The following is a 17500-nucleotide window of genomic DNA, read 5'->3' as shown; positions in this document are numbered from 1 at the left end:
CCAGCACGTTGCCGGCGTCGATGCGCACGAGCGGGCTTTCCACGTAAGGACCAGCCGTGCCGAAGCGCAGGCGGGCAAAGTAGCCATAGAGCAGCACGGCCCCCGAGGGCTGCACCGAGATGCTGGCGGGCCCGGTCCGGTCGGTGAAGATGGGCGCCGAGAAAGATGCGTCGGGCGCGCCGTCGGGCTGGAAGCGGGCCATGAAGGGAGCGGTGCTGCCGATGTTGGTCGAGAAAATGGTCCCGCTGGTGAGCAGGCGGCCGTTGGGCTGAATCAGGATGGCCTGCACGGTGGCCTCGCCGAGGCGGCGCCAGCTCAGATCGGGCGCGAAGCTGGGGTCGAGCTGGCCGGAAGGCTGCAGGCGAATCAGGTTACGCACGTCCTGGCTGCCGTAGCGGCTGAATTCGCCCCCGACCAGCAGCTTGCCGTCGGCCTGCAGGGCCAGGCCGTAGAGCGGAACGTAGCCGCTGGCGTTGGTAAATTCGGTGCTGTTGGCAAACGTGGGGTCTTCGGAGCCGTCGGGGCGGTAGCGGACCAGGCCGAACGTAGTGCCGCCCGAAAACTTGTTGAAAAAGCCGCTTACCACCACCTTGCCGTCGGGCTGCAGCACGGCAGCGTGGGGCTCCCGGATAAATACGGTGGGCGGATTCACCCGAAACGAGGCGTCCGGGGTGCCGTTGGCCAGCAGGCGGGCCACGCCCAGCGTCGAGAGGGTATTGACGCTGCCGAAAGTGCCGACGGCCAGCATTCGGCCATCGGGCTGCAAGAGCAGATGCTTGACGGGGTTGCTGAAGCCCTGCCCCACGCTGAAAGTGTTGTCTGGGGCGCCATCGGGCAGCAGGCGGGTGACGCCGCGGGTGTAGTAGCTCAGGCCGGCTTCAATCAGGGCGCCGGCCACGAGCAGCTTGCCGTCGGGCTGCTCCACCAGGGCGTAGATGTCGCCGCGGGCGGGGGCGGCGGCGGCGAAGGTGTTGTCGCCGCCGCCGTTGGGCAGCAGGCGGGCCAGCCCCACGGCCGCCCGGCCGGCAATTTCATCGAAGCGCCCGGCCACCACGATTTTCTGGTCGGCCTGGGTGACGGCCGCCGTCACGCTGCCCGGCGCTTGGAGCAAAGGCCACGCCGTGTTGATTTCGGTTCCGTCGGAGTTGAGCAGCAGAAAGCTTTTCTTTTGGGGCGTGTAGTCGTTGAAAAGCCCGCTTACGGAAATGGTGTTGTTGGCGTGCACCTCTAGGCTGCCCACCGCCGACCGGACACTGTGCGAGGGCGCAAACGACGCATCCACCTCCCCGTCGGGCTGCAGGCGCACTAGGCTGTAGGCCGGCACCGAGTTGACGCTCGTGAAGGCCCCGCCGACCAGGATACGGCCGTCGGCTTGCAGGCGCACCAGGTTCGTGCCCGCCGTGCCCACCCCGGCCCGGTTGCCGCCGAAGTAGGGCAGTGTAAACGAGGAGTCGTAGGAGCCATCGGGGAGCAGGCGCACCAGGAAGCGCAGGTTCGGATTGCCGTCGACGTAGAGCCGGCCCGCCAGCAGCAGGCGGCCGTCGGGCTGGGCCGTGACAGCCTGCACCATCGTGCCCGCGTCGAGGCCGGCATCGTAGAAAGTGAGGTCCGACTGGCCGGAAGGCAGCAGGCGCACCAGCCCGTGGCAGTTGCGGCCGTTGAAGGTGGAGAAGTTGCCGGCCACCAGAATTTTGCCGTCCGGGAGCTGCAAGGTGTAGCTTACTGCGCCGTTCGCGCCGGTGCCCACGCTGAAGGAAGCGTCGCGGGTGCCGTCGGGCAGCAGGCGCACGAGGCCGGCCGCGGCTTGCCCGTTGAAGCCCGTGAAGTTGCCGCCGACCAGGATCTTATCGTCGGCCTGGACCTGCATGGTGTAAGCCGAGCCGTTTTGCGTGTTGATGCTGCTAAAGCTGCCGTCCAGGCTGCCGTCGGCGTTGAGCCGGTGCAGAAAGCCGTAGCCGCCACCCACCGGAAACAACAGGCCGCCCCCGCTGAAAATCAGAATCTTGCCGCTTTGGGTGCGCTGCAGCACATTGGGACCATCCCCCAGGGGTGCCATAAACGAGGGGTCCGGCGCGCCGTTGGCATTCACCCGGATCAGGCTGTAGCTGGCCTGCCCGTTGACGCGGTTAAACCCGCCCGAGAGCAGGCGCTGGCCGTTGGGCAGCAGCAGGGAGGCGTTGGTGCCGGCCGTTTGGTACACGCCGGGCGCAGCGAAGGTGGGGTCGATGGTTTGGGCCGCCGCGGGCCCGCAAACGGCCAAAAAGGTACCCAGAAATAAGACGACACGTAAGAATCCTTTCATCCTTTGTTGTTTACAGTATAGCCCGTAAAGCTACCCACAAATTCAGTGCGGCCCGCCCCCGCGGGCTGCTTACCTTCGCCCTACTATGACCGATACCGCTCCCGCCCCGGCCCCCAAAAAGCTCTTTCTGCTCGACGCCTTCGCCCTGATTTACCGGGCCCACTTTGCCTTCAGCAAAAATCCGCGCATCAACTCCAAGGGCATGAACACCGGGGCCATTCTGGGCTTCACCAACACGCTGGTGGAAGTGCTCCAGAAGGAGAAGCCCACCCACATCGGCGTGGCCTTCGACGCGGCCAAGAAAACCTTCCGCCACGAGCAGTTCGCCGACTACAAGGCCCAGCGCCAGGCCATGCCCGAGGACATCGGCACGGCCATTCCTTACATCAAGCAGATCATCCAGGCCTTCGATATTCCCATCCTGATTATGGACGGCTTCGAGGCCGACGACGTCATTGGTACCCTGGCCCAGCGCGCGGAGGCCCACGGCTTCGAGGAAATTTACATGATGACGCCCGACAAGGACTACTGCCAGCTCGTGACGGACCGCATCAAAATCTACCGGCCCGCCTTTATGGGCAACGCCGCCGAAATCCTCGACCTCGACCACGTGCTCAAACGGTTTGAGATTGAGCGGGCCGAGCAGGTTATCGACATTCTGGGCCTGCAGGGCGACGCCTCCGACAACATCCCCGGCATTCCCGGCATCGGGGAGAAAACCGCCAAAACCCTGATTCAGAAGTACGGCTCGGTGGAAAACCTGATTGCCCACGTCGATGAGCTCAAGGGCAAGCAGCAGGAAAACGTGCGCAACTTTGCCGAGCAGGGCCTGATGAGCAAGGAGCTGGCCACCATTCACGTGAACGTGCCCCTGCCCTTCGAGCCCGAAAACCTGTGCTGCTCCGCCCCCGACGAGGCCAAGCTCACCGCCCTATTCGACGAGCTGGAGTTTCGGCAGCTGGCGGCCCGGGTGCTCAAAACCGGCCCCACGCGCACTTCCGCCACGCCCATCGGGCCAGCCAAGGGCACCAAGAGCAGCATTCCGACCGGCGCCGGCCACCAGGCCTCGCTGTTTGCGCCCGCGCCCGGCATCACTGAGTTCATTGAGGAAGACCCCGACAGCCTGACCACCCGCGGCCCCCGCCGCACCCTGGCCGAGGTACCCCACCAGTACCACCTGGTCGAAACGCCGGAGCTGCGCCGGGAGCTGCTGAAGTTTTTGCTCCAGCAAACCGAAGTCAGCTTTGACACCGAAACCACCGGCCTCGACACGATGACCTCGCGCCTGGTGGGCCTGTCGTTTTGCTGGCTGCCCGGCGAGGCCTACTACGTGCCCGTGCCCCAGGACAGCCCCGAAGCCGCCCAGGCTTTGGTCGACGAGTTCCGGCCGTTTCTGGAGCACGCGGGCATCACCAAAGTCGGGCAGAACATCAAGTACGATCTGACCATCCTCAAGCACTACGGCATCCGCATCGGCGGGCCGCTGTTTGATACCATGCTGGCTCACTACCTGCTCGAGCCCGACATGCGCCACAACATGGACGTGCTGGCCGAAACCTACCTGCACTACACGCCCGTGTCCATCATTGAGCTGATTGGGCCCAAGGGTAAAAAGCAGAAGACGATGGCCGATTTGCCGCCCGCGGAAGTCTCCGACTACGCCTGCGAGGATGCCGACGTGACCCTGCAGCTTAAGCACGTGTTTGAGCCCAAGCTCCGGGAGCTGAACCTGCTCAAGCTGCTCAACGAGGTGGAAAACCCGCTCGTGCCAGTGCTGGCCGACGTCGAGTACGAAGGCGTGCGCATCGACTCCGGGGCCATGGGCGAGTACTCGGCCCAGCTCCAGGGCTACATCACCGAGCTGGAGCAGCAGATTTTTGCCGCCGCAGGCCAGGAGTTCAACATTGGCTCGCCCAAGCAGCTCGGGGAGGTTTTGTTCGATAAAATGGGCCTGGGTGGGGGTAAAATCAAGAAAACCAAGACCGGGCAATACGCCACGGGCGAGGAAGTGCTCAGCGTGCTCGCCCTCGACAACCCCATTGCCGGCCTGATTCTGGAGCACCGCCAGCTCACCAAGCTGCGCAGTACTTACGTGGAAGCCCTGCCCCAGCTGGTGTGTGAGCTCGACGGGCGCGTGCATACCTCCTTCAACCAGGCCGTAACGGCCACCGGCCGCCTTTCCAGCACCAACCCCAACTTGCAGAACATTCCGATTCGGACCGAAAAGGGCCGGGAAATCCGCAAGGCCTTCGTGCCCCGCGACGCCGACCACATCCTGATTGCCGCCGACTACTCCCAGATTGAGCTGCGCATCATGGCCGACTTCTCGCAGGACAAAACCATGATTGAGGCCTTCCGCAACCACATCGACATTCACAGCTCCACGGCCAGCAAGGTGTTCAAAGTGCCGCTGGAAGCCGTGGACAGTGAGATGCGCCGCAAGGCCAAGACCGTCAACTTCGGCATCATCTACGGCATTTCGGCCTTCGGGCTGGCCCAACGCTTGGGCATCGGCCGCAAGGAAGCCGTGGAAATCATCGACGCCTACTTCGAAGAATTCCCGGCCGTGAAAACTTTCATGGACGCCAGCATCAACAAGGCCCGGGAGCTGGAATACGCCGAAACCCTGCTCGGCCGCCGCCGCTACCTGCGCGACATCAACTCCCGCAACGCCACGTTGCGGGGCTTCACCGAGCGCAACGCCATCAACGCCCCCATCCAGGGCACGGCCGCCGACATCATCAAGATTGCCATGATCCGCATCCACGACTGGCTGGACAAGGAAAACCTGGGCACCAAGATGATCCTGCAGGTCCACGACGAACTGGTCTTCGACGCGCCCAAATCCGAGGTCGACTACGTGATTCCCAAGATTCAGGAGCTGATGATTGGTGCTTTGCCGCTCAGCGTGCCGATGGAAGTGGAAGTCGGCACCGGCCAGAACTGGCTGCAGGCCCACTAACCCCACAACCTCTGCCAAGAAGCCTGCCCCCGGGAGCCGTTGCGCTGCCAGGCAGGCTTTTTTGCGTTTTAGGCGTACCCAAAAGTCCGTGGCGCACCGTATAGCCTAGCAGTATCTGTCGCCTCGTCCCTGAATCTATGCTCCGCTCCGCTCCGACTTCCACCCTGCAAAATGTTGCCCGCATCGGGCTGGCTACTTTTATGGTAGTAGCTGGCACGGGCCACCTCACGTTTGCGCGCCGGGAATTCCAGGCCCAGGTGCCCGACTTCGTTCCGCTCGATAAGGACACGGTAGTGCTGCAGTCGGGCGTGGTGGAAATTGGGCTAGGGCTGGCCTTGCTGCTGGCTAAGCGGCGCCGGGCGCAAATGGGCCTAGGGCTGGCGGCTTTTTACGCGGCCGTATTTCCCGGCAACGTCCACCAGTACACCCACCACCTTTCCGCCTTCGGCCTCGACACCGACACCAAACGGCTCGGGCGCCTGTTCTTCCAGCCCGTGCTGATGGGCTGGGCCCTGTGGTCGACGGGCGCGCTTAAGGCGTTGCGGCAGAAGCGGTAAGCGTCTTCCCGCCGGCCGGGCGAAAACACCGGGGCCCGGGAGCGGGTATTAGGGCTATGACAGCTGAAGTTTCTTACGAGGTAGTGGTAATCGGGGCGGGGCCGGTGGGCCTGGCCTGCGCCCTAGAAGTGCAGCGGCGCGGCCTGTCCGCCGTGGTTGTGGACAAGGGCGCGCTGGTGAATTCCCTGGTCGGCTACCCGACCAACATGGAGTTTTTCTCCACCCCCGAGCTGCTCGAAATCGGGGATTATCCCTTTCCTACTGCCCACTACAAGCCCCTGCGCGAAGACGCCCTGGACTACTACCGTCGGGTGGCAGTGAGCGAAAAGCTGCCCCTGCGCCTCTACGAGCGGGTGCTGGCGCTGGAAGGCACGCCGGGCGCCTACGAAGTCGTCACGGAGAAAGGCCGAATCCGCACCCGTTACGTTATCGTGGCTACCGGCTTTTTCGACGTACCCAACCGACTCGGCGTATCCGGCGAAGACCGGCCCCAGGTGAGCTACTACTACAAGGAACCCTATGCCCACGTCGGGCAGCACGTGGTGGTTATCGGGGCCAAGAACTCGGCCGCCAAAGCCGCCCTGCAACTCGTGCGGGCCGGCGCCGACGTGACGCTGGTCGTGCGCGGGGCCGCCGTGTCGGAATCGGTGAAGTACTGGATCCGGCCCGACCTGGTCAACCGCATTGCCGAAGGCCGCATCAAGGCATATTTCAACACCACTGTGCAGGCCATCGACGCCGACGCCGTGCAGGTGCTGACACCCGACGGCCTTCAGCGCATTCCGGCCCACTTCGTGTACGCCCTCACCGGCTACCACCCCGACTACCGCCTGCTCGCGGCCTTGGGCATCGAGTGCCGCACCGACGCCGCCCGCACGCCCTGGCACAGTGAGGACACGTTTGAAACCAACCGTCCCGGCGTGTTTGTGGCCGGTACCGTCTGCGGGGGCTTGAACACCAGCCGCTGGTTTATCGAAAACGGCCGCCACCACGCCAAAGTCATTGCCGAGCAATTAGCAGCACGGCGGTAGCTCTGGACAACAAAAAAGCCTCCTTCCCGAGTGGGAAGGAGGCTTTTTTGTTGCAAACGGGAAGCTGCTTACTGCGGGAAGCGTACGCCGCGGTAATCGTTCGGGTTCAACTGGGGCACGCGGGACTCGTACGTGGAGTTGATGGCTTTGATCATCTCGTTAGCGACCACAGCGTAACCACGCGGCGTGGGGTGTACGCCGTCGAGCGAGAACAGATTGCCGGAAATAAAGCTGGCGTTGTTGCTCACGTTGTTGGTGATGAAGCCGTTGGAAGCCACTTGCGAGAAGAACGTGTTGGCATTGAAAACTGCCAAACCCTTGCGCGCAGCGGCGGCGGTAATTACGGTGTTAAGCTCGTTGGTCCGGGTGGTGACACTGGAAATTTCAGCGGCATCCAGTACCATGACGTTTGGCAGAGCATTAGCACTAGCGGCCAGTGCGCCGGCCAGCGCCGCAGAAGCGCCGGGAATTACGATTCCGATACCGTTGGGGAAGGGGCTGGTCGCCGAAGGCGTGTTGATGTAAGAGCTGGCGGGCAGCAGCAGCAGATCAGCGGCCGTGGCCTCGCGGGCCGAACCAGTGTTGTTGGTCTTGATATACAGGCCAAACCGGGTGCCGGCGGGCAAAGTAGTTACCCCCAGCGGAGCCAGCTGAGCCAGCAGTACGGGCACCAGCGCAGCCGGAATCGGCGTGGCGTTGATCTGGGCAATAACGGCTGCCGTGGGTACGGTGGTGAACAGCGGCACGTTCGTCACGTTAGGAATGGTAGCTACCACGCCCTTAGCCCCGTTAGCGGTCAGCACATCCACCATCTGGTTGTACTTGGCGGTGAAATCAGCTACCGTGCTCAACGGGGTGACGCCACCCGTAGTGGCGTAGCCCAGCACGTCGTTGTTGCCGAGCCAGTTGGTGAAGAACGTAGGCTTCAGCGTAGTTACCCGCTCCTGCACGTACGCCAAGTACGAAGTCGTACTGTTGGCCGGCAGCAGCCGTTCGAAATACTGATTGAAGCCCTGTGGATTGTTCAGGCCATAGCCGGGCGTGGTAATATCGGCTACGCGAATGCCAGGAACGCCCAGGTTCTGGTTGTCGGTGCCGGTGTAGCGCGTGAGCAAAGTAGTTTTGCCGTCCAGTCCAAGGCCGCGGCCGGTGGCCAAGCTCGTCGTAACGCGGGTGAGGATGGGCGAGGGCGTGGCGGGTGCCGGTGGATTCGTAAAGCCAGTGAGTTGCAAGTAGCCAGTGCCATTAGACTCACCCGGGCTGAACAGCGGCTGGGCGAATTCGCCCCCGCCGACAGCCTTAAACTGCTGGGCCAGCAATGCCGGGTAGGAATTCTGCTGCCCCTGCAGGTACAAGCCGTCATCTTGGTAGCCCGCAGTCAGGGAATTACCTACGGCAATGTAGGTCGTGAAGTCGGCGGTGCCGGCACTAGGTTTATTGTCATTCTCCAGGTCGGGCTGGCAAGCACTCAGGCTCAGCCCCAGCAGCGCCAGGAAGGGTGCCGTTTTGCGGAAGATAAAGGTCGTATTCATGGTGGGAAGAAGTCAGAAAGACGCTTAGAAGTTGTAGTTCAGACCAATCCCCGGGATGACGATGTTGGTCTTGTAGGTACCCGCAATGCGGTCCGTGGTGGCGTTGTTGATCAGGTCGGCCTGCGTCTGGGTGCGCTTCTGGATTTTCACGAACTGGGTCGACAGATCCACGCCGAATTTGCCGAACGAGTACGAGGCGCCGCCAGTCAGGCTCACGCGGTTGGCGTCCGGGGTTTCGGGGGTCACGAAGCCGTCCTTCACCGGCGACTCGTCGTAAGCCGCCCCGGCGCGCACGGTCAGGCCGCTGGTCACTTGGTACTGGCCGCCGAGGCGGAAGGTGAGGGCGTCCTGGTAGTCACGCTTGGAGGTGCTGACCGTGGAGCCGTTGATCTGCCGGTCGAAGTCGAACTGCAGGGCGCGGTACTTGCTCCACTCCACGAAGTTCACGTCGAAGCCGATGGTCAGCTTTTCGGTGGGCATGATGCCGATGCCCACGCTGGTGGTGGCGGGCAGGGGCAGCGTGGCGCTGAACTTGGTGGCCTCAAAGCGGGTGGCAAAGCTGGCCGGGATGTTGGAAAACTTCACGTCGCCGTCTTCCACCGTGGCGTCAATCTTGGAGCGGTAGCTGATGCCCACGCTCAGCTTGGGGTTAGGCTTGAAAAACAGGCCGGCATTGAAGCCGATGCGGTTTTTGGCTTTGCCGTCGAGCTCAATGTGGCCGTAGGAATCGGGCAGGGCAATGTCGCGCTGCAGGTTGACGGCCCCGTAGGCCAGCACCGTCAGGCCCACGCCCAAGCTGAGCTGGTCGGTTACGGCGTAGCTGAAGGTGGGCTGCACGTAAATCGACTTCAGGTCGATGTCGGTGAGCGAAGTACGGCCTTCCCAGCCCTCGGCGTACTGGAGTTTGCTGCCAAAGGGCGTGTAGACGGCAATGCCCGCGCGGAACTTGCCTTCGGCGGGGCCGAAGCCGGCGTAGAAGTTAAACGGCGTCACCACGCTGTTGCGCAGCTCCCGCTGGGTGTTGCTGCCTTCGGCCACAAACGAGTTGCGGGCCAGCGTGCCATTCACGCCCAGCTGCACACCGCGGTCCTTGACCATGGCCAGGGCGCCGGGGTTGTAGAACATGGCGGCCTGATCCAGCGACAAGCCCACACCGACACCGCCCATGCCATTGTTTTTCTGTCCGGCCAGCGTTACCTGATAACCGCCCGCCGAAGCAGCCGTGCCCGTGAGCAGCGCACCACCCACGAGGAGTAGAGATTTAAACTTCATATGAAAGAGAGAAAAGTGGGATTTTTGGGTTGTTGGGACTAAATGTAGGGAGAAAATCCATTGAATAGTCGGCGTGCCGACTATTTCTTGAAGCGCCGCAAGATAGAAGAATTCCGTTTCCTGAAGTGAGTTCGGATCAGCGGTTTTCGTCGGTTTCGAGCACCTGCCGGGAGCGAAGCTGAAAGTGCTGGCCGGCCACGAGCAGGTGCACCCGCAAATCCTGGCCCGCCACCGGCTCGCCCCGGCCCACCCGGCCCAGGTTGCTGCCCTTCAGGTGGCGCCCGTCCACGACCATCACCACGCCGTCGCCGAACACCTCGGCCTCGGTGCCCCCGCGCACGATGATGCCCGTTTCCTCGGCCAGCCCGATGCCCAGGCACATGGGGTGTACCAGCACGGCGTGGGCCAACCGGCCAAAGCGGCCCCGCTCTACGAAGTGCTGGTCAATCAGCAGCTGGGGCACGAGGTCCAGGCCGTGCACGGTGCGAATGCCGCCCTTGCGCAGGGCCCGCCAGCCGTGCCCGTCCACCAGCATCTGGTCGCCGAGCACGGAGGCCCCGGCGCTGGTACCGGCCACGAAGAAGCCGGCCTCGGTTTGGTAGCGGTGCCGGAGCTGACGCAGAAACTCGGTTCCGTGCAGGGTCTGGGTTATCATTTCCTGGTCGCCGCCGGTGAAAAACAGCAGGCTGGCTTCCTGGAGGCGGCGCAGGGCGGCGGGCTTGTCGGCGGAGTGGCGCTCATCGATTTTGAGGTGGCGCACGTTGGTGCAGCCCAGCTCCTTGAGGGCCCGGATGTAGTTGGCGCCGGTAGTGGTGGCGTCGCTGGCGGCCATGGCCAGGATTTCGATGCGCGCGTCGGGCGAGGGCAGCAGGTCGCTGAGCAGGGCCAGCATAGCGTCATCGTCGCCCCCGCCGAGGGCCACGAGCGTTCCGAGCGGCGAAGTAAAAGACTGGGACATAGGTGACGCAAAAGGGAGCGGAGGTCAAATGTACACGGGCCGGGGCAAAGCCCTTGCCCGCGGATAGGCCTACCTGAACGCGGCGGGACGAAAAAAGGCCGGGAAATAACGTCCGGGCGGTTGTGAAAATGAAAACGGCAGCGCGGCAGGGCGAGTTTTTTCGGCTATTTTTGCGCGCCCGTTTTCGGACCAAATCTTCCTGCCTAGCGAAAAACCTCCCTCCTTCTTCTTAATGAATCAGCATCCGACTACCGACCAGATTACGTCCCTGATTCAGGAGGGCGAGTTTTTCAAGCTCAAGCAGGCGCTTAAAGACTTTGAGCCCTCGGAGTTGGTGGAGCTGATTGAAGCCGAGGAAGAGCGGGAGCAGCTCATTATTTTCCGGCTGCTGCCCCTGCGCCTGGCCACGCAGGTGTTCGAATACCTCGAGCTGGAGGTGCAGAAGCACTTTCTGGCCAACCTGACCCAGGAAAAGATTGCCGACATCCTCAACGAGATGTCGCCGGATGACCGCACGGCCCTGCTCGAGTTTCTGCCCGACGACTTCGTGAAGGAGCTGATCCAGACCCTGTCGGAGCCCGAGCGCAAGGTGACGCTGGAGCTGCTGGGCTACCCCGAATACAGCGTGGGCCGCCTGATGACGCCCGACTACATTGCCATCCGCGAAACCTGGACCGTGCAGCAGGTGCTCGACTATATTCGCCGCCACGGCGGACAGTCCGAAACGCTGAGCATGATTTACGTGACCGACAGCCGGGGCGTGCTCATCGACGACATTCGCATCCGGGAGTTTCTGCTGGCCCCGCTCGACAAGCCCGTGAGCGAAATCATGGACCGGCGCTTCGTGAGTTTGCGGGCCATGCAAGACCAGGAAGAGGCCATTGAGGTGTTCCGGCGCAACGACCGGGTGGCGCTGCCCGTCGTCAACGACGAGGGCTACCTGTTCGGTATCGTGACCATCGACGACATTCTCGACATTCGGGAAGAGGAAGACACCGAGGACATTCAGAAGCTCGGGGGCTCGGAAGCCCTCGACGAGCCCTACCTGACCAGTCCACTGCTCAACATGGTGCGCAAGCGGGCCGGCTGGCTCGTGATTCTGCTCATTGGAGAAATGTTTACGGCCACGGCCATGGGCTTCTTCGAAGACGAAATTGCCAAAGCCGTGGTGCTGGCCCTGTTTATTCCGCTCATCATCAGCGCCGGCGGCAATGCCGGTTCCCAGGCCACGTCCCTGATTATCCGGGCCATGTCGCTGGGCGAAATCACACTCGGCGAGTGGTGGCGCGTGATGCGGCGGGAGCTGGCCGCGGGCCTGATGCTGGGCGTTATTCTGGGCACCGTAGGACTGATCCGCATTCTGGTCTGGGCCTACCTGTACCCGAAAGACTACGGACAGCACTACCTGCTTATCGGCTTCACGGTCGGCCTTTCCCTGGTGGGTATTGTGCTCTGGGGCTCGTTGGCGGGCTCCATGCTGCCGCTGCTGCTCAAGCGCCTCGGCGCCGACCCGGCTACCTCCTCCGCCCCGTTTGTGGCCACGCTCGTCGACGTGACGGGCCTGGTGATTTACTTCTCGTTTGCCGTGCTGTTTTTGCGCGGCACGCTGCTGTAAGGCGCCTTTCGCCCCTACTCCACCCGGCCGCGGTTGGCCTTTTTCTCGCTGTGCTTTTTCTTGGATTCGAGGCGCTGACGCACGGCACCCTTGCTGGGCTTGGTGGGCTTGCGGGCCTTGGGCTTGTGCAGGGCTTTGGTGAGCAGTTGATGCAGCTTGAGCAGGGCCGTTTCCTTGTTGCGCAGCTGGCTGCGGTCTTCCTGCGCCACCACCAGCAACTCGCCCTCGGTGGTCAGCTTGGAGGCCAGCTTCGTCAGCAGGATCTGCTTCTGCTCCTCACTCAGCAGCTGGGAGTCGGCGGGCTTCCAGCGCAGCTCCACCCTCGACTCCACCTTGTTCACGTTTTGTCCGCCCGGGCCGCTGCTGCGGCTGGTCTGGAACTGGATTTCGGGCAGAAAGGCTTCGGCGGCGGGCAGCATGAGCGGGCAAACAAGAAAGTAGAACAGGAATATGAAAGCGGTACGGCGGCTGGCGTCGGCAGTTGGGTTTTCAAGCCCCGAGCTGCTGCCAAAGCAGCCCGCCCAGCAGGCCGGCCCGCGCAGTCCAGGCCAGGGTGCGGACCCAGTTGGTGCGCACCAGCCCGTCGATGGCCACGTAGTCGTAGCCCTGGGCCAGGCGGTGGTGAAACGGGACCGTGATAAAAAAGGTGGCCGCCCAAATCAGTAACACCAGGGCCAGGGCCCACCAGCGGACGGCGCCCAGCTCCGCACCCAACCAGGCCAGGGCGCCGGCCAGGCCCAGCTCCAGCACCATCGGCGCTATCACCACCCAGCTGATCTGCCGGGAATGCTGGCGGTGAAAATCAGCAAACGTGTCGCGGGCAGCCCGGGCAAAGCCGGGGTAGTGCACGAGCTGCACGGTCCAGATAACGCCCGTCAGGTAAGCGGCCAGGGCAAGGTTCAACAGTAGCAGCTTGAGCAGCATTGGCGAAAAAGTAAGGGCACGGACCACGCACGCGTGCAGCCGGCTACAAACCTAACCGTTCTTACGCGAGGCATCCGGCCCCGGGTTGGCTGGTTGCCGCTCCGGTTTATTGCCTAGCTTTCGTTCCCAACCCCACTTTCCCTCTTTCAACCTTATGTCCGTTCCTCCTTCTCTGCGCCGCTGGCTGCTGGCGGCGCCCGTGGCCCTGCTGGCTTTTCCGGCCTGCCAGCCACACGGTAAGTCCGACGCCGCCACGCCCGACCTGCTCCAGGCCAACCTCGACACCACCGTGCGCCCCGGCGACGACTTTTTCCAGTACGCCAACGGCGGCTGGCTGAAGAAACACCCGATTCCGGCCTCCGAAAGTGCCTGGGGCATCGGCAAGGAAGTGCAGAACGAGGTGTACGCCCGCCTGCGCGCCATCAACGCTGAGGCCGCCAAAGCCAACGCCGCGGCCGGTACCAACCAGCAGAAAATCGGCGACTTCTACGCCACCGGCCTGGATTCGGCCACGGTGGAAAAGCAGGGAATTGCGCCCCTCAAGCCCGAGCTCAACCGCATTGCCGCCCTGCAGTCGGTGGCCGACGTGCAGGCCGAAATTGCCCGTCTGATTCCGCTCGGCGTTAATGCCCTGATCGGGCCCTACGTGGCTCAGGATGCCAAAAACAGCGAGAAAATGGCCCTGCAGCTCTGGCAGGCCGGCCTGGGGTTGCCCAACCGGGATTACTACTTCAACAAAGATGCGCGCACCGCCAACATCCGCCGGGAGTACGGCCGCCACGTGGCCCGCATGTTTGCGCTGCTGGGTCAGGATTCGGTGGCCGCCAAAGCCAGCAGCGCCCGGGTCGTAGCCCTGGAAACGGCCCTGGCGAAGTCGTCGCGCAAGCTCGAAGCCCTGCGCGACCCGTACGCCAACTACAACAAGATGGCCGTGCGCGACCTGGGTAAGCTCACGCCCGGCCTCAACTGGCAGCCCTGGCTCGCCCAGCTCGAGCTCGGCAAGGCCGACACGGTGATTGTGGGGCAGCCCGAGTTTTACCGCGAAGCCGGCCGCCAGCTTCAGACGGCCCCGCTCGACACCTGGAAAGCGTATTTGCAGTGGCACCTCGTGCACACTTACGCCGACAAGCTCAGCCGGGCCTTCGACCAGGAAAACTTCCGCTTCTACGGCACCATTCTGCAGGGCCGCAAGGAGCAGCGGGCCCGCTGGAAGCGGGTGCTGGATGAGGAGGAAAACGCCATGGGTGAGATGCTGGGCCAGCTTTTCGTGAAAGAGTACTTCAAGCCCGAAGCCAAGCAGCGCTACGATAAGCTCGTGGACAACGTGGTGGTGTCCTTCCGCCAGCACATCAACCAGCTCGACTGGATGAGTGACTCGACCAAGCAAAAGGCGTTGGTGAAGCTGGGCAAAATTACCAAGAAAGTGGGCTACCCCGACAAGTGGAAAGACTACTCGGCCCTCACCATTGACCGCAGCTCCTACGCCCAGAACGTGATGCGCGCCCGGCAGTGGGCCTACCGCTACAACCTCAGCAAGCTCGGCAAACCCGTGGACCGCACCGAGTGGGACATGACGCCCCAGACCTACAACGCCTATTACAATCCGTCGAACAACGAAATTGTGCTGCCGGCGGCCATCTTCGCCATTCCCGGCCTGGCCGACAAGGATGCCGACGATGCCACCATCTACGGCTACGCCGGCGCCTCCACCATCGGCCACGAGCTCACCCACGGCTTCGACGACGAAGGCAGCCAGTACGACGAGAAAGGCAACTTGCGCAACTGGTGGACCAAGGCCGACCGGCCCCTGTTCAACAAGCGCGTGGACCAGATTGTGCGGCAGTTCAACGGCTACCAGGTACTCGACTCCCTGCACATCAACGGCAAGGCCACGGCGGGGGAAAACATTGCCGACCTGGGTGGCATCGTCATTGCCCTCGACGCCTTTAAGCAGACTGAACAGTACAAGAAAGGCGAGAAAATCGGGGGCCTCACCCCTACCCAGCGCTACTTCCTGGGCTACGCCCTGGGCTGGCAAAACCACCAGCGCGACGAAGTGCTGGCCCAGCGCATCCTCACCGACGTGCACTCCCCGGCCAACCTGCGCGTCAACGGCCCCTTCGCCGACGTGCCCGAGTTCTACCAGGCCTTTGGCGTGAAGCCCGGCGACAAGCTCTACCGCGCCGACTCGGCCCGGGTGAAAATCTGGTAGGCCACGGACCTTCTCAGGCCACAAAAAAGCCTTTCCACGCTTGGTGGAAAGGCTTTTTTGTGGGCTAAAAATACTCCTCCTCAGGCGCTGATGCCGCGCTGGGCCATAAAGGCGTCGAGGCCCTGGCGGGCGGTGGCGCGCACTTTCTTCGGTAAAAACGGCGTCCAGCCCAGCAGCCAGCCGATGGGGCCCAGGGCCTGCCGGCTCCAGCGCCAGAAGTTGAACTCGTCGTGGTGGGTCAGGATTTTGCCGTCCCGAAAGGTGAAGCGGGCGGGCACGTGGTTGTGGACGCGCCGCTTGGTTTGGGAAAACGTGTAGTGCGCGTCCCACACGGCCCGGCCCAGCTGGTCGTCGGCCTGCACGTGGTTGTAGGTCATGGTCATATCCTTGCCCCGCTCGATGAGCATGCGCCACATGGCCCCGATTTCGGCCCCGCGCAGCCGGAAAACCGGGTCTTCAAACGTGGCTTCCGGGTGGTAGCAGGCGGCCATGGCGGCGTGGTCGCGGCGCTGGAAAGCCTGGTAGAAGCGGTGCAGGAGTTCTTCGTTGGGATGCATACGGGCGCGCAAGGTTTTGCCAAAGGTGACGAAAAACCGGCTGGGTTGGTCGGCCGCCCCGGCCCAAAACTGCCGGGCGCCTTTTTTCTCCGGGGGCGGCTTCGTTCATCTATTATCCATCCCGGCGCCGGTGGTTTGCGCTACTTTTTCCAAGCTCCCTCTGCTTTCCATGCGCACTATTTCCCACTGGCGGCTCTTGAGCGGTCTGCTGCTGTTGCTGGCCGGCCGCGCCCAGGCCCAGATTACCCCGCCCGCCGGCCCGGCTACCGTGCCGGCCGCCAAGCCCGCCGCTGCGCCCCCGGCCGCCCCCGACCAGCAGCCCGCGGCCGACTCCGCGCGGGCGGCCCGCTGGAGCCTGCACTTCCAGCAAACGGTTATCACCCAGTGGCACGCCAACTTTACTGCGCCCTACTCCGCCGATTATAGCCTCCAGCCCCGGGAAAAGGCCAAAACGTCGCTCACCAGTACCCTTTTCATCGGGCGGCGGCTGTGGCGGGGCGGGCAGGTGGTGTTCAACCCCGAGCTGGCCGGAGGCAGCGGCCTGAGCGCGGCCCGGGGTGTGGCGGGCTTCCCCAACGGTGAAACCTTCCGCATCGGCTCGGCCGACCCTAAGCTCTACCTGGCCCGGCTGTATCTGCGGCAGGTGTGGGCGCTGGGCAAGGACGAGGCCCCCGCGGCTGACGCGCCCAACCAGCTCGGCGGCCCCGCTCCCACCCGTTTTCTGGCCCTGAACGTGGGCAAATTCAGCCTCGCCGACTACTTCGACCAGAACTCCTACAGCCACGACCCGCGCAGTCAGTTTCTGAACTGGAGCCTGATGAGCAACGGGGCCTGGGACTACCCGGCCAACACCCGCGGCTACACCGTGGGCGCGGTTGTTGAGTACGTGACGCCCGCGTTTGCCCTGCGCGCGGCCACCTCGCTGGTACCCACCGAAGCCAACGGCCCCATCCTCGACAAGCACTACGGCACCGCCCACTCCGAAACCCTGGAGCTGACCCGCGCTTACCACCTGGCCGGCCGCGCCGGCACCGTACGCGCGCTGGGCTTCCGCACCGTGGCCGGCATGGGCGACTACCGCGCCGCCGCCCAGCGCCCCGACCGGGACCTGACGCTGACCCGCGTCGATGGCCGCACCAAGACTGGGTTCGGCCTCAGTGCCGAGCAGGAGCTGACGGACGAGGTGGGCCTGTTTGGGCGCCTGAGCTGGAACGACGGCCGGCGCGAAACCTGGGCTTTCACCGAAATTGACCGTTCCGCGAGTCTGGGCTTGTCCAGCGCCGGCACCCGCTGGCGCCGTCCCGACGACCGGCTCGGACTGGCCGTCGTAGCCAACGGCCTTTCCCAGCCCCACCGCGCCTTCTTGGCCAGCGGGGGCCACGGCTTCATCATCGGCGACGGGCAGCTGCGCTACGCCCCGGAGCTTATCGGCGAGGCGTACTACAGCTTCAATCTGCCCCGGCAGCACGCCACCATCAGCCCCGACTATCAGTTTGTGCTGCACCCGGCTTACAACCAAGACCGGGGTCCGGTGCACGTGCTGGCCCTGCGCCTGCACGTAGCCTTTTAGCCCGGAGG

General features: G+C 63.6%; 13 protein-coding genes. 6 read left to right on the top strand and 7 right to left on the bottom strand.

What is annotated here, in order from left to right; translation table 11 throughout:
* Positions 1–2302, bottom strand: a 2302-nt coding sequence (locus EWM57_RS09385; RefSeq protein ID WP_165370465.1) for a delta-60 repeat domain-containing protein, incomplete at its 3' end; no start/stop codon positions are given.
* An 85-nt stretch (positions 2303–2387) separates the two neighbouring features.
* On the opposite strand from EWM57_RS09385, the gene polA reads away from it, so the two are divergent.
* The 3 genes from polA (at position 2388) to EWM57_RS09370 (ending at position 6852) form a co-directional block, all read left to right on the top strand.
* A complete protein-coding gene (gene polA / locus EWM57_RS09380; protein WP_129920884.1) occupies positions 2388–5264 on the top strand; it encodes a DNA polymerase I in 2877 nt (958 codons plus the stop codon).
* A 137-nt stretch (positions 5265–5401) separates the two neighbouring features.
* Complete coding sequence (locus EWM57_RS09375; protein WP_129920883.1) at positions 5402–5821, top strand: DoxX family protein; 420 nt, start codon at positions 5402–5404, stop codon at positions 5819–5821.
* A 56-nt stretch (positions 5822–5877) separates the two neighbouring features.
* Positions 5878–6852, top strand: a complete 975-nt coding sequence (locus tag EWM57_RS09370) for a YpdA family putative bacillithiol disulfide reductase (protein WP_129920882.1) — start codon at positions 5878–5880, stop codon at positions 6850–6852.
* A 68-nt stretch (positions 6853–6920) separates the two neighbouring features.
* On the opposite strand, the gene EWM57_RS09365 is transcribed toward EWM57_RS09370, so the two are convergent.
* The 3 genes from EWM57_RS09365 to EWM57_RS09355 form a co-directional block, all read right to left on the bottom strand.
* On the bottom strand, positions 6921–8384 hold the full coding sequence (locus tag EWM57_RS09365) for an SGNH/GDSL hydrolase family protein (RefSeq protein ID WP_129920881.1): 1464 nt from the start codon (positions 8382–8384) through the stop codon (positions 6921–6923).
* 24 nt (positions 8385–8408) lie between these two features.
* Positions 8409–9656 (bottom strand): OmpP1/FadL family transporter, encoded by a 1248-nt coding sequence (locus tag EWM57_RS09360; RefSeq protein WP_129920880.1) that lies wholly within the window; start codon positions 9654–9656, stop codon positions 8409–8411.
* A 136-nt stretch (positions 9657–9792) separates the two neighbouring features.
* Positions 9793–10614: a cyanophycinase gene (locus EWM57_RS09355; RefSeq protein WP_129920879.1), complete on the bottom strand. Its 822-nt coding sequence runs from the start codon at positions 10612–10614 to the stop codon at positions 9793–9795.
* 232 nt (positions 10615–10846) lie between these two features.
* Between EWM57_RS09355 and mgtE the strand changes: the two genes are divergently transcribed.
* Positions 10847–12229, top strand: coding sequence for a magnesium transporter (mgtE, locus tag EWM57_RS09350; RefSeq protein WP_129920878.1), 1383 nt, complete (start codon positions 10847–10849; stop codon positions 12227–12229).
* Between the two features lie 14 nt (positions 12230–12243).
* Here mgtE and arfB read toward each other — a convergent pair whose 3' ends face one another.
* On the bottom strand, positions 12244–12648 hold the full coding sequence (arfB, locus tag EWM57_RS09345; RefSeq protein WP_129920877.1) for an alternative ribosome rescue aminoacyl-tRNA hydrolase ArfB: 405 nt from the start codon (positions 12646–12648) through the stop codon (positions 12244–12246).
* Positions 12649–12718: 70 nt separating this feature from the next.
* On the bottom strand, positions 12719–13153 hold the full coding sequence (locus EWM57_RS09340) for a hypothetical protein (protein ID WP_129920876.1): 435 nt from the start codon (positions 13151–13153) through the stop codon (positions 12719–12721).
* A 154-nt stretch (positions 13154–13307) separates the two neighbouring features.
* Here EWM57_RS09340 and EWM57_RS09335 point away from each other — a divergent pair, with 154 nt between their 5' ends.
* A complete protein-coding gene (locus tag EWM57_RS09335; protein ID WP_129920875.1) occupies positions 13308–15365 on the top strand; it encodes a M13 family metallopeptidase in 2058 nt (685 codons plus the stop codon).
* 80 nt (positions 15366–15445) lie between these two features.
* Here EWM57_RS09335 and EWM57_RS09330 read toward each other — a convergent pair whose 3' ends face one another.
* Positions 15446–15922, bottom strand: a complete 477-nt coding sequence (locus tag EWM57_RS09330) for a nuclear transport factor 2 family protein (RefSeq protein WP_129920874.1) — start codon at positions 15920–15922, stop codon at positions 15446–15448.
* 169 nt (positions 15923–16091) lie between these two features.
* On the opposite strand from EWM57_RS09330, the gene EWM57_RS09325 reads away from it, so the two are divergent.
* Positions 16092–17492: a carbohydrate porin gene (locus tag EWM57_RS09325; protein ID WP_129920873.1), complete on the top strand. Its 1401-nt coding sequence runs from the start codon at positions 16092–16094 to the stop codon at positions 17490–17492.
* Positions 17493–17500: the final 8 nt, after the last annotated feature.

It is taken from the genome of Hymenobacter persicinus (assembly GCF_004167665.1).
In the GTDB taxonomy this organism is placed as follows: Bacteria; Bacteroidota; Bacteroidia; order Cytophagales; family Hymenobacteraceae; genus Hymenobacter; species Hymenobacter persicinus.
This window is presented reverse-complemented; position numbering and strand designations above follow the sequence as displayed.

What these genes read in the sequence shown, in the direction of transcription:
- polA (WP_129920884.1), top strand. Translation starts at nt 2,388, where the DNA reads ATGACCGATACCGCTCCCGCCCCGGCCCCCAAAAAGCTCTTTCTGCTC.
- EWM57_RS09375 (WP_129920883.1), top strand. Translation starts at nt 5,402, where the DNA reads ATGCTCCGCTCCGCTCCGACTTCCACCCTGCAAAATGTTGCCCGCATC.
- EWM57_RS09370 (WP_129920882.1), top strand. Translation starts at nt 5,878, where the DNA reads ATGACAGCTGAAGTTTCTTACGAGGTAGTGGTAATCGGGGCGGGGCCG.
- EWM57_RS09365 (WP_129920881.1), bottom strand. Translation starts at nt 8,384, where the DNA reads ATGAATACGACCTTTATCTTCCGCAAAACGGCACCCTTCCTGGCGCTG.
- EWM57_RS09360 (WP_129920880.1), bottom strand. Translation starts at nt 9,656, where the DNA reads ATGAAGTTTAAATCTCTACTCCTCGTGGGTGGTGCGCTGCTCACGGGC.
- EWM57_RS09355 (WP_129920879.1), bottom strand. Translation starts at nt 10,614, where the DNA reads ATGTCCCAGTCTTTTACTTCGCCGCTCGGAACGCTCGTGGCCCTCGGC.
- mgtE (WP_129920878.1), top strand. Translation starts at nt 10,847, where the DNA reads ATGAATCAGCATCCGACTACCGACCAGATTACGTCCCTGATTCAGGAG.
- arfB (WP_129920877.1), bottom strand. Translation starts at nt 12,648, where the DNA reads ATGCTGCCCGCCGCCGAAGCCTTTCTGCCCGAAATCCAGTTCCAGACC.
- EWM57_RS09340 (WP_129920876.1), bottom strand. Translation starts at nt 13,153, where the DNA reads ATGCTGCTCAAGCTGCTACTGTTGAACCTTGCCCTGGCCGCTTACCTG.
- EWM57_RS09335 (WP_129920875.1), top strand. Translation starts at nt 13,308, where the DNA reads ATGTCCGTTCCTCCTTCTCTGCGCCGCTGGCTGCTGGCGGCGCCCGTG.
- EWM57_RS09330 (WP_129920874.1), bottom strand. Translation starts at nt 15,922, where the DNA reads ATGCATCCCAACGAAGAACTCCTGCACCGCTTCTACCAGGCTTTCCAG.
- EWM57_RS09325 (WP_129920873.1), top strand. Translation starts at nt 16,092, where the DNA reads ATGCGCACTATTTCCCACTGGCGGCTCTTGAGCGGTCTGCTGCTGTTG.